The organism is Vibrio sp. 10N.247.311.51 (genome assembly GCF_041467855.1).
Lineage (GTDB): Bacteria > Pseudomonadota > Gammaproteobacteria > Enterobacterales > Vibrionaceae > Vibrio > Vibrio coralliirubri.
Genome location: NZ_JBFSVK010000034.1, coordinates 1 through 15,047 on the forward strand (window position 1 = coordinate 1; position 15,047 = coordinate 15,047).

At 45.8% G+C, this 15,047-nt stretch carries 17 protein-coding genes; 4 read left to right on the forward strand and 13 right to left on the reverse strand.

What is annotated here, in order from left to right; all coding sequences use genetic code 11:
* Positions 1-203: 203 nt before the first annotated feature.
* The 8 genes from fusA to fkpA form a co-directional block, all read right to left on the reverse strand.
* Entirely contained in the window at positions 204-2,300 is a 2,097-nt protein-coding gene (fusA, locus tag AB6E85_RS22560; RefSeq protein WP_017061101.1) for an elongation factor G, read from the reverse strand.
* 166 nt (positions 2,301-2,466) lie between these two features.
* Positions 2,467-2,937, reverse strand: coding sequence for a 30S ribosomal protein S7 (rpsG, locus tag AB6E85_RS22565; RefSeq protein ID WP_010435163.1), 471 nt, complete (start codon positions 2,935-2,937; stop codon positions 2,467-2,469).
* A 106-nt stretch (positions 2,938-3,043) separates the two neighbouring features.
* On the reverse strand, positions 3,044-3,418 hold the full coding sequence (rpsL, locus tag AB6E85_RS22570; RefSeq protein ID WP_004737194.1) for a 30S ribosomal protein S12: 375 nt from the start codon (positions 3,416-3,418) through the stop codon (positions 3,044-3,046).
* Between the two features lie 182 nt (positions 3,419-3,600).
* Positions 3,601-3,876, reverse strand: a complete 276-nt coding sequence (gene tusB, locus AB6E85_RS22575; protein ID WP_372144333.1) for a sulfurtransferase complex subunit TusB — start codon at positions 3,874-3,876, stop codon at positions 3,601-3,603.
* A gap of 8 nt (positions 3,877-3,884) precedes the next feature.
* Positions 3,885-4,241 carry a sulfurtransferase complex subunit TusC gene (tusC, locus tag AB6E85_RS22580; RefSeq protein WP_102433290.1) on the reverse strand — a complete coding sequence of 119 codons (357 nt, stop codon included), beginning with the start codon at positions 4,239-4,241 and terminating at the stop codon, positions 3,885-3,887.
* Positions 4,238-4,627: a sulfurtransferase complex subunit TusD gene (tusD, locus tag AB6E85_RS22585; RefSeq protein WP_017063709.1), complete on the reverse strand. Its 390-nt coding sequence runs from the start codon at positions 4,625-4,627 to the stop codon at positions 4,238-4,240. Before tusD ends, tusC begins: the two co-directional genes overlap by 4 nt.
* Complete coding sequence (locus AB6E85_RS22590) at positions 4,621-5,346, reverse strand: transcriptional regulator (protein ID WP_004729851.1); 726 nt, start codon at positions 5,344-5,346, stop codon at positions 4,621-4,623. Before AB6E85_RS22590 ends, tusD begins: the two co-directional genes overlap by 7 nt.
* Before the next feature lie 205 nt (positions 5,347-5,551).
* Positions 5,552-6,328, reverse strand: coding sequence for an FKBP-type peptidyl-prolyl cis-trans isomerase (gene fkpA / locus AB6E85_RS22595; protein WP_017061105.1), 777 nt, complete (start codon positions 6,326-6,328; stop codon positions 5,552-5,554).
* A 131-nt stretch (positions 6,329-6,459) separates the two neighbouring features.
* On the opposite strand from fkpA, the gene AB6E85_RS22600 reads away from it, so the two are divergent.
* Complete coding sequence (locus tag AB6E85_RS22600; protein ID WP_372144348.1) at positions 6,460-7,437, forward strand: WD40 repeat domain-containing protein; 978 nt, start codon at positions 6,460-6,462, stop codon at positions 7,435-7,437.
* 5 nt (positions 7,438-7,442) lie between these two features.
* Positions 7,443-7,670, forward strand: coding sequence for a SlyX family protein (locus AB6E85_RS22605; RefSeq protein ID WP_009848930.1), 228 nt, complete (start codon positions 7,443-7,445; stop codon positions 7,668-7,670).
* A 180-nt stretch (positions 7,671-7,850) separates the two neighbouring features.
* Here AB6E85_RS22605 and AB6E85_RS22610 read toward each other — a convergent pair whose 3' ends face one another.
* From AB6E85_RS22610 to kefG, 5 genes are all read right to left on the reverse strand, one after another.
* Complete coding sequence (locus tag AB6E85_RS22610; protein ID WP_372144334.1) at positions 7,851-8,816, reverse strand: isoaspartyl peptidase/L-asparaginase family protein; 966 nt, start codon at positions 8,814-8,816, stop codon at positions 7,851-7,853.
* Between the two features lie 221 nt (positions 8,817-9,037).
* Positions 9,038-9,628 carry a peptidylprolyl isomerase gene (gene slyD / locus AB6E85_RS22615; protein ID WP_017061108.1) on the reverse strand — a complete coding sequence of 197 codons (591 nt, stop codon included), beginning with the start codon at positions 9,626-9,628 and terminating at the stop codon, positions 9,038-9,040.
* Positions 9,629-9,722: 94 nt separating this feature from the next.
* Positions 9,723-9,923 (reverse strand): YheV family putative zinc ribbon protein, encoded by a 201-nt coding sequence (locus AB6E85_RS22620; protein ID WP_029235422.1) that lies wholly within the window; start codon positions 9,921-9,923, stop codon positions 9,723-9,725.
* Between the two features lie 155 nt (positions 9,924-10,078).
* Entirely contained in the window at positions 10,079-11,875 is a 1,797-nt protein-coding gene (gene kefB / locus AB6E85_RS22625) for a glutathione-regulated potassium-efflux system protein KefB (protein ID WP_048605367.1), read from the reverse strand.
* Complete coding sequence (gene kefG / locus AB6E85_RS22630; protein WP_017061111.1) at positions 11,862-12,446, reverse strand: glutathione-regulated potassium-efflux system ancillary protein KefG; 585 nt, start codon at positions 12,444-12,446, stop codon at positions 11,862-11,864. The genes kefB and kefG overlap by 14 nt, the downstream gene beginning before the upstream one ends.
* Before the next feature lie 174 nt (positions 12,447-12,620).
* Between kefG and AB6E85_RS22635 the strand changes: the two genes are divergently transcribed.
* Together AB6E85_RS22635 and AB6E85_RS22640 are read left to right on the forward strand one after the other, a co-directional pair.
* Positions 12,621-14,543, forward strand: a complete 1,923-nt coding sequence (locus tag AB6E85_RS22635) for an ABC transporter ATP-binding protein (protein WP_372144335.1) — start codon at positions 12,621-12,623, stop codon at positions 14,541-14,543.
* Positions 14,540-15,010, forward strand: a complete 471-nt coding sequence (locus AB6E85_RS22640; protein ID WP_048605369.1) for a TIGR02444 family protein — start codon at positions 14,540-14,542, stop codon at positions 15,008-15,010. Before AB6E85_RS22635 ends, AB6E85_RS22640 begins: the two co-directional genes overlap by 4 nt.
* Positions 15,011-15,047 lie beyond the last annotated feature (37 nt).

The window sequence follows — 15,047 nt, forward strand, 5'->3', positions numbered from 1 at the left end:
CCGATAGTACCAACGTTTACGTGCGGTTTCGTACGTTCAAATTTTTCTTTAGACACAATCGTGTTCCTTCCTAGTTATGATTCGCCACGTTCATTATTGAGCGAGACGCGCCAGAAATTGCTATTTTATGCGCCAACTCTCGTTAGCGCAATATTTGGACGCATTGTTCTTTCAAAAAATGAAAAAAAATGCCTTCCTTTTGTTTAACCACGCTCTGCAATGATTGCTTTTGCAACATTGTTAGGCACTTCAGCGTACTCACTAAACTCCATAGAGTAAGAAGCACGACCTTGTGTCGCAGAACGTAAATCAGTTGCGTAACCGAACATGACAGACAACGGAACTTGTGCACGAATTATCTTCAGGCCAGCTGTCCCCTCGTCCATACCTTCGATGATGCCGCGACGACGGTTAATATCGCCAACAACGTCACCCATCCAGTCTTCTGGAGTAGTTACTTCAACTTTCATCATAGGCTCAAGCAGAACCGGTTGCGCTTCAAGTGCACCCGTTCTGAAAGCCATAGAGGCAGCGATTGTAAACGCCATCTCACTTGAATCTGTTTCATGGTAAGAACCATCATATAGTGTAGCTTTGATATCCAAAACTGGATAGCCAGCAAGCACACCATTGTTCATCTGCTCTTCAACGCCTTTAGCGACTGAAGCAATGAACTCTTTCGGTACGATACCATTGGCAATTTCATCCACAAAGACAAAGCCTTCGCCAGCTTCTGATGGTTCCAATTTCAGCCATACGTGACCGTACTGACCTTTACCACCATGTTCACGGATAAATTTACCTTCCGCTTTCGCTGTACCACGAATAGTCTCACGGTAAGCCACTTGCGGGTTACCAACGTTGCAGTTCACGCTAAATTCACGCTTCATACGGTCAACGATGATATCTAAGTGTAGTTCACCCATACCAGAAATTAGAGTCTGGCCAGTTTCCGCATCCATATCAACGCGGAACGATGGGTCTTCCGCTGCTAGTTTACCTAGAGCGATAGTCATTTTATCTTGATCAGCTTGAGAGCTTGGCTCTACAACGATCTGAATAACTGGGTCTGGGAACTCCATGCGCTCAAGAACAATCTTATGGTTCTGGTCACAAAGGGTTTCACCAGTAGTCACATCTTTCAGGCCAATGATAGCTGCGATGTCACCTGCTCGTACTTCTTTTACTTCTTCACGCTTGTTTGAGTGCATTTGAACAATGCGGCCTAAGCGTTCACGTTGCTTCTTCACAGAGTTGTAAGCTGTTTTACCGCTTTCAACAACACCAGAGTAAACACGGATGAAAGTTAAAGTACCAACGAATGGGTCTGTTGCAATCTTAAATGCTAGCGCTGAGAACGGTTCTTTGTCGTCTGCGTGACGCTCTGCTTCATTCTCGTCTTCATCGATACCTTTAATTGCAGGGACATCAACTGGAGAAGGAAGGAAATCAACAACTGCATCTAGAACAGCTTGTACACCTTTGTTTTTGAATGCACTACCACAAGTAGCAAGTACGATTTCATTATTAAGGGTACGAGTACGAAGACCTTGTTTGATTTCAGCTTCTGTTAGTTCACCTTCTTCAAGGTACTTATCCATCAGCTCTTCATTTGCTTCTGCAGCAGCTTCAACAAGTTCTGTACGATATTCTTCAGCCATTTCTTGCATGTCTGCAGGGATATCTTCGTACGTAAAAGTCATGCCTTGGTCAGCTTCGTTCCAGTTGATTGCCTTCATCTTGATAAGATCGACAACGCCTTGGAAGTTTTCTTCAGCACCAATGTTCAGTTGAATTGGAACAGGAGTTGCGCCTAGGCGGTCCTTGATCTGTTCAACTACGCGCAAGAAGTCTGCGCCGGTACGGTCCATTTTATTAACGAAAACCATACGTGGAACTTGGTACTTATCAGCTTGACGCCATACTGTCTCTGACTGAGGTTCAACACCAGATGAGCCACAGAACACAACAACTGCACCATCAAGTACACGCAAAGAACGTTCTACTTCGATTGTGAAGTCAACGTGTCCAGGAGTGTCGATGATGTTGATACGGTGGTCCGAGAACTGAGCTTCCATACCACGCCAAAACGTAGTGGTTGCTGCTGAAGTGATCGTAATACCGCGCTCTTGCTCTTGCTCCATCCAGTCCATGGTTGCTGCACCATCGTGAACTTCGCCGATTTTATGAGAAAGACCGGTATAGAACAGAATACGTTCACTTGTGGTTGTTTTACCTGCATCTACGTGAGCAACGATACCGATATTACGGTATTGCTCTATAGGAGTTTTACGAGCCACGGTTGAATCCTCTTATTAGAGACTTAGGGACTATTGCTATGCCTAGATTATGCGTTAAAAGCGATGCTTCGCTAAAAATTGCTTGCCCTAGAAATAGCAATAGTTCCTAGCATAAGCATAGGAACTAAAGAAGTGCTGCAAGGAACCTTGCAGCACTAAAAAGGTATTACCAACGGTAATGTGCGAACGCTTTGTTTGCGTCAGCCATGCGGTGAACGTCTTCACGTTTCTTAACCGCAGTACCTTTGTTCTCAGACGCGTCTAGCATTTCAGCAGCTAGGCGTTGAGCCATAGATTTTTCACCACGCTTACGCGCAGCTTCAACTACCCAACGCATAGCAAGAGCGTTACGGCGAACCGGACGAACTTCTACAGGTACTTGGTAAGTTGAACCACCTACACGGCGAGATTTAACTTCTACCGCTGGGCGAACATTTTCAAGAGCTTCTTCAAATACAGCTAAGTGGTCTTTACCAGACTTCTCAGCCATTGAATCTAGTGCAGTGTAAACGATTTTCTCTGCAGTAGATTTCTTTCCGTCAACCATAAGGATGTTAACGAATTTTGCCAGCAATTCAGATTTGAACTTAGGATCTGGAAGGATCTTACGCTGACCTATTACGCGACGACGTGGCATGGATATTCTCCGTTGTCTTCTTCAGGTTTTTTCCAAAACTTTTCAGAATAATAAATAAAATAGTGTTTGGCCTTACTTAACGCTTTCTTTTAAAAAAGAAAATGCATTAAGACTTAGGACGTTTCACACCGTACTTAGAACGACCTTGTTTACGGTCGTTAACGCCAGCACAGTCTAGCGCGCCGCGAACAGTGTGGTAACGAACACCCGGAAGGTCTTTTACACGACCGCCACGGATTAGTACAACACTGTGCTCTTGAAGGTTGTGACCTTCACCACCGATGTACGAAGTTACTTCGAAACCGTTGGTTAGACGTACACGACATACTTTACGTAGTGCCGAGTTAGGTTTTTTAGGTGTAGTAGTGTAAACACGAGTACATACACCACGTTTTTGTGGGCACGCTTCTAGTGCAGGCACGTTGCTTTTAACAACTTGCTTTACACGAGGCTTGCGAACCAACTGGTTAATAGTTGCCATTAACTAGCTCCTGAAATTTACTTGAAAGTAAGCTTTGTGAAAAATCTATCCCTAATCACAAGTCGTAATTAGGGACGCAAAATTCTATTCAGCAGTGGGAGGTGTGTCAAGAAATATACAGATCTTTTTTAGCCGTCTAGAGCTCAGGATGGTCTAATTTTAACCAAACTGATAAAACACGCTTACCAAGTCACTGATTTGTCTTTCAAAACCGTCAGTTTAACGAAGCCATCGAAGTCAACTTGATCAATGGTACTTGAGACAAGTGGTTGTAAACCTCGGCTATCGAGATCTGGTTTTAACACCGACACCTGCTCTACTGCGCAGATTTGAGTGAATAACTCATGATTTGGAAGGCAAACATACACCGCATCTTCCACCAAAAGGAACTGATCCTGTGGCTGAGAGTAGGTCAATGCGAGTTTAAGTTTGTCGACTGATTTTACGATATGAAGCATAGCGTCCCTTAGAAAGTCAGTATCTGTTGGCACTGAGATAACTTCTGCGTTAACTCGTCGGCTTCAACGGTGGTCACATCGATCAACAGGTTGTCTGCTGAAAGACCAAACTGACTCAGACTATGCTGACACACATACACCTGTTCGATGTCGTAAAGGTCCATAAGTTTGAATGCAGAGATGTAGTCACGCGATAGTGTTTCGTCGGGCTGCTGCGCTTTAAGAAGCTGAGTCACCCCATCACCAACAAAGAACACGGCAATGTCTTCACTGTATGCGGACGCAGCAAGCAGGGCGTCTAACCCTTCTCTACCCGCAGCGGTCGTATGAGGGTAACTGTTAAATATAAAGGCTAACTTTCTCAAAACTGCACAACCCTATCTTGCGTTAGTAGCGCTTCTGATAAGCTCCCTAATCCGGCCTGAGTAAATCCAGTGGCTAGGTTAGAGGCACTTAGTTGGTGTTGCTCTGCTTCTTCAGAGCTAATCACTCCGCGTCTTAGCGCTGCTGCCACACAGGTTTCAAGGCTAACATCGTGCTCATCAGCCAGCTTTTGCCAAGCAGAAGCTAAATCAAATTCATCGTTAGCCGGTACGGTAAGGTCAGAACCGTTACTGACGCCATCTTGATAGAAGAACACACTGTGAAGTTTGTGGCCCTGTTTAATCAGAGCCACGGCAAACTGGTAGGCACTTCTTGCTGACTGTGAGCCATAGACTGGCCCATTCACTAGGAGTGTATAGCTTAGCAACCCTCTTCATCCTCTGTTTTACGTTGGCGGATGTATAGGTACACGGTGTGCTTAGAGATGTTCAGTCGCTCAGCAACGCGGTTAATCGCGTCTTTAATATCGAAAATACCTTTGTCGTATAGCTCCATCACGATCTGACGGTTCTTAGTATTGTTCGATACCGATTTGTCAGCGTTAATTTCTTCAATGGTGCGTTCAACCGTTTGGTCGACAAGTTCTTCAACGTCACTAGCGAAGTTAACCGATGATGCGGCTTCGTCTGCGTCTTGCGTAGGCATGAACGATTGCAGTACTTGTGAGAATGGCGCGTCTAGGTTCACGTTAATACACAGCAGGCCAATCACTCGGTCTTCACCGTTGCGGATAGCAACCGTGATCGACTTCATCAACACTCCGCCTTTAGCGCGAGTGAAGTATGAACGTGAGAAGTTACGCTTAGAACCTTCAATATCTTTTAGCATCTTCAATGCAAGATCGGTGATCGGCGAGCCAACCTGACGACCTGTATTTTCGCCGTTGGCAATTTTAATCGCAGAAGTATTGAGGTCTTCTAAAGAGTGCAAAACGATTTCACAAAACGGACCAATAAGGCTCGCAATACCGTCAACAACGGCCTCATAAGATCTTAGAATGATTTTATCGTGTTCACTGAATGGCATAACGTGGACTGATTCCATTTCAAGTAACACATCTGCATTGACTGTTTCTGTAGTAGTCACTTATTCCTTACCTTCGTGTGAAAAATCAACAAATTTATGTAAGTTTATCAGAAAATTTTAATTGCACACCTAGCTAACATTGCAACTAGTGATTTAGAACAAGTTTAAAAATCAAATACTCATCTTCAAATCATAAAAAAAGCCTAACTCAAAGTTAGGCTTTTTATTCAATCAACGTATTTTAGTACTAGGCTTTTAACCGATATTACTGTGCAGGAGCTGCTTCAGCGTTATCGATGTTTAGTAGTTCAACTTCGAATACTAGCGTTGAGTTAGCAGGGATAGTCGGTGTGTCTTGCTCACCGTATGCTAGCTCTGGCGGGATAACGAACTTGTACTTAGAACCAACTTGCATCAGTTGTACGCCTTCAGTCCAGCCTGGGATTACGCGGTTTAGTGGGAATGTTGCTGGTTCGCCACGATCGTAAGAGCTGTCGAACTGAGTACCGTCTGTTAGCGTACCTTTGTAGTGTACTTGAACCGTATCAGTGTCTTTTGGAGAAGCGCCTTCACCAGCAGTCATTACTTGGTAAAGTAGACCAGATTCAGTCTGCTTAACGCCTTCAGTTTTAGCGAACTCAGCACGGAAGTCATCACCGGCTTTCTTCACTTCTGCAGATTTTTCTGCCGCTTGTGCTTGCATCGTTTCAGCAACACGCTTATCTAGAGCTTCAAGCGCTGCGCGAGTTTCTTCTTCGTTAAGTGCTGTTTTCTCTGCGAATACGTCTTCGATACCTTGAAGAACCATATCTTTGTCTAGGTTGATACCTAACTCGCTTGGCTTATCAATGCTTGTGCTTAGGTAGTTAGCGAAAGATACACCGATTGCGTAAGCCGCTTTGTCATCTTCTGTTTTAAAGTTTACTGCTTCAACTTTAACTTCTTCTACCTGTGGAGCTTCTGCCTTTGGTTCTTCTTTCTGACAACCAACTGCTAGCATAACCGTTGCGGCAAGCAGTGATACTTTTAAAACTGATTTCATTGAATTCTCCAATTAATGGCCAAGCCATTGGTTATTGTGCACAAATCTAATGATTAGATTGGTGTGAATACGTTAGTTATAACAATATACTAGTCATATGTCTTTCGACACAAACCGGATTATTAGATGTGATGCGAATATTTTTCCACTCATTGCTATGTACAATTGTCATCACCTTGTTAAATGGTTGCTTTTTCTTCCAAGATGATGAGCAGCGTTGGGAAATTGAGCCCAATGGTGCCACCAGCTTTGCACTCAGCAGAGATGGACGCTTCGCCCTGCTCTACTCTCAGCAAAAGCAACTGCTCCTTTGGGACCTCGCCGAAGACCAAGAGTTGGCTCAGCTTGGTCCACAAGACCAGTTAGAAAACCAAGTATCGCGTATCCGTATCTCGGACAATGGCCGTTTTGCCATTACCGCGAGCCAGATGAACTTCGCCGTTTGGGACTTATCTTGGACTCAAGCACAAGGGCTATGGTCTATCTCCGACGGCTTGATTCGCGATGTCGACATATCCAGCAATGGTGAAAAAGTCTTACTTGGTCTGTCTAATGGCAAAGCCATCTATGTGGACTTAGTCACCGGACGCCGTCTTGAGTTCCTTGCTCACCGAGAAAAAGTGAATTCCGTGTCCCTTTCATCCAACGGACGCTACGCCTTATCCGGCGGTAACGACTACAAAGCCTACCTTTGGGATACCGAGTCGGGCTTGGTATTGCGCACCTTTGAGCATGAACAAAGAGTAGTACGAGTCGCGCTACAACGCGATGGTGAACTGGCTTTTACCTCTGATGGCGGCAATCAAGCGATGATTTGGGATCTTGAAACGGGCGAACCTCAAGCGCAATTGCAAAGCTGGTCTCGACAGTTGATTTTCTCGAGTGCTCGCTTTTCTGATGACGGCAGCATGTTGGTGACGGGCACGCCATCCAGCCAAGTGAGTGTGTGGCATACTCAGGATGGCAAACGAATTTCTCGCCACGATGCTGAGCCACTAAAAGATGCTCGCCCTCCTCGTGCGGTAGTGTATGATGCAGCCTTTGATGATAAGAACCGTGTGATATCGGGCACCTCTGCGGGCATTGCCCAAGCTTGGAATGTGGATTAAGAACGATGACAGAAAAGCGAGTTGAACAACTAGAAAGCCGCGTAAATGACCTAGAGTGTCAGCTAGCTTTCCAAGAACAGACCATTGAAGAACTCAATGAAGCGCTTAGCCAACAACAAATGTTGATCACGAGAATGCAAGACCAGATGAAGTTCGTGGTTGGCAAAGTGAAAAATATGGATGGCTCTAATCTAGCTGACGCATCAGAAGAGACGCCACCTCCACACTATTAAGTGCGGTTCAAAATAACCAATTAAATCTAGCGACGCATATCGTTAGTTTCTCGTCCTCAATGTGTACACACATTTCAGGACGGGACATAGAAAACTAAAAGGGCGACAGATACTTATCTGTCGCCCTTTTATTTATTTCATCTGACCGAATAAGCTAAAGCCAGTTAAGCCGATACCAATTTAGTCATCGGCATAAATCTTCACTTCAACACGACCTTGAGTGTCAACGCTTGCACGATACATTCCTGAGCTGTTCATACCAAAATGTATATCGCCTTGGCCATCGATAGCGATCAAGCCGCCTTCTCCACCCATAGTTTTCAATTCACCTTGAATGATCGTTTCACAAGCGGTGTGTACATCTTCTTTCAGATAACGCATTCGTGCTGCGACATCACTGGCGACCATTTTACGTAGGAAGAACTCACCCATCCCGGTTGTTGAGACGGCAACGTTGCCATTTTCAGCGATGGTTCCCGCCCCAATGATCGGAGAGTCACCCACGCGACCGTATTTCTTATTGGTCACGCCACCGGTACTGGTTGCTGCTGCTAAGTTACCCGCTTGGTCTAATGCGACTGCACCGACCGTGCCGTACTTTTTGTCATCTGGGTATTTCTCAGCTTGCTGTTCATCATATTTCGCTTCAGACAGAGCAAAGATGCCTTTCTCTTTCATCGACTGAAGTTGATCATAGCGGCGCTCAGTAAAGAAGTAGTCTTGCTCGGTAAAGGTGTACTCATGCTCAAACGCAAACTTCTCGGCACCTTCACCAATCAACAACACATGGTCGCTTTTCAGCATCACATCACGCGCAAGCTCAATTGGGTTTTTGATATGGCGAACCCCTGCAATAGCACCCGCATCCATTTCGCGGCCGTGCATCACAGAAGCATCCATCTCAACAAATTCATCATGCGTTAAAACAGAGCCCTTACCTGCATTAAAGTGCGGGCTGTCTTCCATCACCTTAACCGATGCCACTACCGCATCCAGAGCATCACCACCCGATTGCAATATTTGATAACCAGCCAAAACCGATTTTTCCAAAGCCTCGGTAATACCCGCTTTTAATTCATCGCTCATTTGCTCGCGCAAGATGGTTCCTGCACCACCATGAATGGCAATTGAAAAAGGTCGTGACATGCGAACTCTCCACTGATGTCGTCTTATAATGTTGTGCCTATCAATATCACATCCAAGGTTCGATGTCTGATAGCGAAAACCAAACTTTCTACGAATGCTTAGATTTGCGGGCACTTAGTTCGGTAGATTAAAAGCTAGCGCAAAAAGCTCAGCGCTAATACGAAAAAAGCCTCCACAAGGGAGGCTTTCAAGATTCTTAAACTAAACCCGTTAATTCGGTATTAGTGAGAACCACAGCTACCGCCGCCGCAGCAGCCGTCTTTTTTCTCTTCACCGTGGTCATGGCCTTCGCCACCACAGCAACCGCCTTCGTGGTCATGATCGTGGTCGTGACCGCCACAGCCGCCTTCTTGGTGTACGTGACCGTGTTGAACTTCTTCTTCAGTCGCTTCACGAACCGCTACAACTTCAACGTCGAACGTTAGAGTTTGGCCAGCTAGCATGTGGTTACCATCAACAACAACTTCGTCGCCATCTACTTCAGTAACTTCAACTGGGATTGGACCTTGGTCAGTATCCGCTAGGAAACGCATGCCAACTTCGATTTGCTCAACACCTTGGAATACGTCAGCAGGAACACGTTGAACTAGTGCGTCGTTGTGTTCGCCGTATGCGTCTTCTGGAGTAACAGTTGCAGAGAACTTGTCGCCAGCTACTTTGCCTTCAAGCTCTTTTTCAAGACCTGTAATTAGGTTGTTGTGACCGTGAAGGTAATCTAGTGGAGCTTCTGCAGTTGATTGGTCAACTACTACGCCATCTTCAAGTTTCACTTGATATGCAACACTAACTACTACGTTCTTTTCAATTTTCATGAGAGCTCCAAGGAGGTTTGGACTAAGCTCGAACAGTTGAGCTTAGGAAAAATTCTGTACCGGGATATTATGGGGATCAATTAACGAAACTCAATCATTCTGGCTTAAAAATACCGATCATTTCTTGATTCGCGTGTTCAGATTTCTCTACAGTTTTCGGTTTACGCTGTTCTGTGAAGTCACAATCGACACATTCCACCAGCTCGATATTGTTTTCAATCCACCAACGGAGTGTGTCTTGAGTGTTGCAACTTGGGCAGCTTGCCCCTGCGATAAAGCGTTTTTTCTGTTTCACGTTCATATCCTTTACTACTCTGGATTCGCAGTTCTTCCCACTCACTTTATTGAGAAGTTAAGCAGAGACCGCGTTTATTATTAGATTGGTTCTTTAGTCTGTTATTTCTATGCCCAAGCTTCATTTTTAAGCTCAGCATTAGTTATCACTTCAAGCTACTGCCAATAGTTTCGAGATTGGTGATCGTTCTCCATCTCGTGTCCAAAGATCTCTTCAAGCTCTTTACGAGCCTCTTTCGCTCTTTGGGCTAACTCGGCATCTTCGTTATGCTGAGGCAACAACTCTTTCAGCATACCATTATCCAACTTTCTAAAGTGTGCTTCTGCTCGCTTCGCTTTATATGGATGCATGCCAAGTTCAGTCAATGTTTGACGACCTAAATCCAGTGCCCCAAGGAAGGTTTCACGAGAGTAGTTACTCACACCGTGGTTAAGTAATTGATACGCTTCAACACGGCTTCGTGCACGCGCCAAGATCTTTAAGCGTGGGAAGTGCTGCTTACATAAATCGACGGTTTTCATGATTTCATCAGGGGAGTCAGTACACAGCACAATCGCTTCTGCTTTATCAGCACCGGCTGCACGTAACAGCTCGAGGTGAGTCGAGTCTCCGTAAAATACCTTGTAGCCAAACTTTCTAAGAATATGGATTTGACTAGCATCACTCTCCAGAACGGTAATACGAATCTTATTGGCGTACATCAAGCGGCCAATGATCTGACCGAAACGACCAAAGCCAGCAATGATCACTCGAGGGCTACGATCGACCACATCCGAAGACATCGCACTTTCGCTAATTTGGTTCAGCTGACGAGCAAAGAATCGGTCTTGCAGCTTAAGCATCAATGGCGTGGTCACCATAGACAGGCTCACTACTACCAGTAAGAACGATACTTGTTCGCCACTTAAGATGCCTTGAGCACTCGCCGCAGTAAAAATAACGAAAGCGAACTCACCACCTTGGCTGAGAATCATCGCCATACGGCTACGTGCTTTTGCCTGAGTGCCAAAGATACGAGCCAGCGCGTACAGCACTAAGCCTTTCAACACCACAAGAGCCAATACAGCAATCAGTATCGCGAATGGACTTTCAGCTAGTAAACCTAGGTTTACCGCCATACCAACCGAGATGAAGAACAGGCCGAGCAACAACCCTTTGAATGGGTCAATCGCAATTTCAAGCTCGTGTCGATATTCACTTTCAGCCAGAAGTACGCCCGCTAGGAAGGTACCTAATGCCATCGACAAGCCAATCTGTTGCATGATCACAGCAATACCAATCACAAGTAACAGCGCCGCGACAGTGAATAACTCGCGTACTCCACTCATGACTACATATCGGAACAGTGGTCTCAACAAGAAATGGCCACCGACCAGCAGGCCAATCACGCCACCCAGCATCCAAAGCATGTCAGCCCAGCTACCGCCGGTATTACCCGCAAGCAAAGGCAACATCGCTAGCATTGGAATAACGGCGATATCTTGGAAAAGTAGTACTGCAAAGCCTGACTGCCCGGCTTCTTTGCCGCCAAGCTCTCGCTCTTCAATAACTCGCAACGCAATCGCAGTGGAAGAAAGCGCCAAGCCCATACCTATCACTAGGCTGGTTTGCCAGGTTAACCCAAATAGACAAGCGATGGCGGTAATAATTAGAGTGGTGATCAGCACTTGTGCGCCACCGAGCCCGAGAATGGGGGCTCGCATCTGCCACAGTTTTTTCGGGTTAAGTTCGAGACCAATCAGGAAAAGCAGCAGTACCACCCCGAATTCGGAGAAGTGTAGAATCGCCTCTACGTCACTGATTAAGCCCAGCCCCCATGGGCCAATTGCCACGCCTGCTAATAGGTAACCGAGTACTGAACCCAAACCGGCGCGCTGTGCGATAGGAACCGCAACCACAGCAGCCGCTAAAAATATAACGCTACTTTGTAGAAAATCATTAGTCAGAGCCATCATCTGCTCCTATATCTTGTAGCGGGTCTCGCAACCAGTTTCGATACGCTTCGGCGTGTTGGTAACGCGTCATATCGGTGACATTTCGTGCCCAGTGTAAAACCAAAGGGGATATCCAATTCATCTGACACAAAGCAGCGGTGAGCTCGAATGGTTGCAAGATCTCTTGTAATGGATATTTATTATAGCCTGCGGCACCAAACGCCTCTTCTTTACCACCGGTAGTAATCACACTGCGCCAGTGTTTGCCTTTAAGCGCGCTCTGCTCACCAAACGCAAAACCCTTGCCTAACACGCGATCAAACCACTCTTTTAACAATGAAGGGCAGGAATACATAAACAGAGGATGTTGAAACACGATCACATCATACTGAAGAAGCAATTCATGCTCATAAGGCACATCGATAAAGAAGTCAGGGTAGATGGCGTAGAGATCATGAACTTTGACATGACCGAGCGACTCTACCTTCTTAACCATCATCTGATTAGCAATAGAGGTTTGCGGCTCTGGGTGCGCGTAGATGATCAACACCTTTGGCACGACTTTGTCTGTCGAGGGAGTATTACTCATTCCTTTGAAACATTCCTTTGAGGGCTAAACGGTGGCAAGGCCACAAGAATTTAAGCAAAAGTTATTAATATGTTATTGGCATCATAACGCAAATTGCATTGTGATCGACTTTTATCTGGTTTCAGCCTACTATGCAGGCGTCTGTTCACCTCTAATTTCTATGCTATTTCAATTATGATTACTTTCTCTGATATTCAATTGCTACGCGGCGGTAAGCCACTCCTCGACCAAGCATCTGCGACTTTTCACCCTGGCGACAAGATCGGTTTGGTTGGTAAAAACGGCTGTGGTAAATCTACGCTATTCGCCTTAATTAAGGACGAACTGTCTATTGATGCAGGCTCATTCAGTAAACCAGCCCATTGGGAAATGGCTTGGGTTGCTCAAGAAACACCTGCATTAGAAAGAACAGCAATTGAATACGTGATTGATGGCGACCGTGAATACCGCGGCCTTGAAGATCAACTAGAGAAAGCTGAACAAGCCGACAATGGCACATTGGTAGCAGAGATCCATGGCAAGATTGAAACCATTAGTGGTTACAGCATCAAGGCACGTGCTGCCGAGTTACTGGACGGCCTAGGCTTTAGCCAAGAACAAATGACATGGAACCTGACTCAATTCTCAGGTGGTTGGCGTATGCGTTTGAACCTAGCGCAAGCTCTACTGTGTCGCAGTGACCTGCTGCTACTCGATGAACCTACCAACCACTTAGATTTAGACGCAGTAATGTGGCTAGAACGTTGGTTACAAAGCTACCCTGGCACACTAGTACTTATCTCGCACGATAGAGACTTCTTAGACCCTATCGTCAACCGCATCGTGCACGTTGAAAATCAACAGCTCAATGAGTACACGGGTAACTACTCATCGTTCGAAACCCAACGAGCGCAAAAACTGATTCTGCAACAAGCGATGTACCAAAAGCAGCAGAAACAGATGTCACACATGCAGAGCTACATTGACCGTTTCCGTTACAAAGCGTCAAAGGCTCGCCAAGCGCAAAGCCGTATTAAAGCGTTAGAGAAAATGGAACAAGTGCTACCTGCTCAGTTTGATAACCCATTCAGCTTTGAATTTAGAGAACCAGACGCGCTACCAAACCCGATCATGATGATGGACGAGGTTTCAGCGGGTTACGATGACAACCTGATTCTGGAGAAGATTCGCTTGAATCTAGTACCGGGTAGCCGTATTGGTCTACTTGGTCGAAATGGTGCTGGTAAATCAACACTGATTAAACTGCTTTCTGGCGAACTGAAACAGCAAGGCGGTGAACTGAGTTATTCGCAAGGCGTTAAGATTGGTTACTTTGCACAGCACCAGTTAGAAACGCTGCACCCAGAAGAAACACCGCTGCAACACATGATGCAGATTGCCCCTAAGCACACCGAGCAACAACTGCGTGATTACCTAGGTAGCTTCGGTTTCCAAGGTGAAAAAGCGCTCGATAAAGTGGCCCCCTTCTCTGGTGGTGAAAAAGCGCGTTTAGTATTAGCGCTACTGGTATGGCAAAAACCAAACCTGTTGCTACTCGATGAACCAACCAACCACTTGGATCTCGACATGCGTCAAGCGCTGACTTTTGCCCTGCAGACGTTTGAAGGTGCAATGGTTATCGTATCGCACGACCGTTACCTACTGCGTGCAACTACCGATGATTTATACCTTGTACACGACCGCCAAGTAGCACCGTTTGATGGTGACTTAAGCGATTACTACAAGTGGCTAACCGAACAGCAGAAAGTTGAGCGCAAAGAAGCACAAGCATTGGCACCAGCAAAAGACGGCGCCAACAGTGCAGCAGCAAAAAAAGAGCAGAAACGAAAAGAAGCTGAGTTCCGTAAACTGACGGCACCACTTCGTAAAAAGCTCACTCAATTTGAAAAGCAGATGGATAAATTAACGCAGGCTCTTGAAGAAGCTGAGCAAGAATTATCCGACACATCACTGTATGAAGCTGAAAATAAGGCTAAACTGAATAAAGTACTCGCTCTCCAAGCGAGCAGTAAGTCACAGCTAGAAGAAGTTGAAATGGATTGGATGTCCACTCAAGAAGAGCTTGAGCAGATGGAACAGGATATGGATAGCTTATGAGCCCAGAGCACGCCCCAATATCACTAACACTGGAACGACTATGGCAATTTAGCCTTCAGTATTACAGTGTGCGCGGTGTAAAGGATGCGTGCCTAGCTTTGCAAAACCAGTTCCACGGTAACGTCAATCTACTGCTGCTTCTCAAATGGCTTGATGAGCAGCAATTGTCTTTTGCAGAAGAAGAGTGGCATAAAGTTCAACAGTGTTTGAGCCGCTCTGAAACCCTGCTTCATAGTTATCGAGAGCTGCGTAAACATCTCAAAGCACACGTTGTCGACTCACTATACCGTGAAGCCTTGCAGTTTGAGTTACAGCTTGAGAAGCAACAACAGTCCGATCTGGTCGACTGTATTAACTCCCTACAACTGTACGCCAATCAGCAATCACCGCTCGCGTTTCAGTACTGTCGTTTATTAGGGGCAGAAAACCTCTACGACGCTTTTTCTGAACCAGCACCTCAGCCCTAGCTCGTTCTCTTTCCTTTTTATTCCATCAAGATCCAAG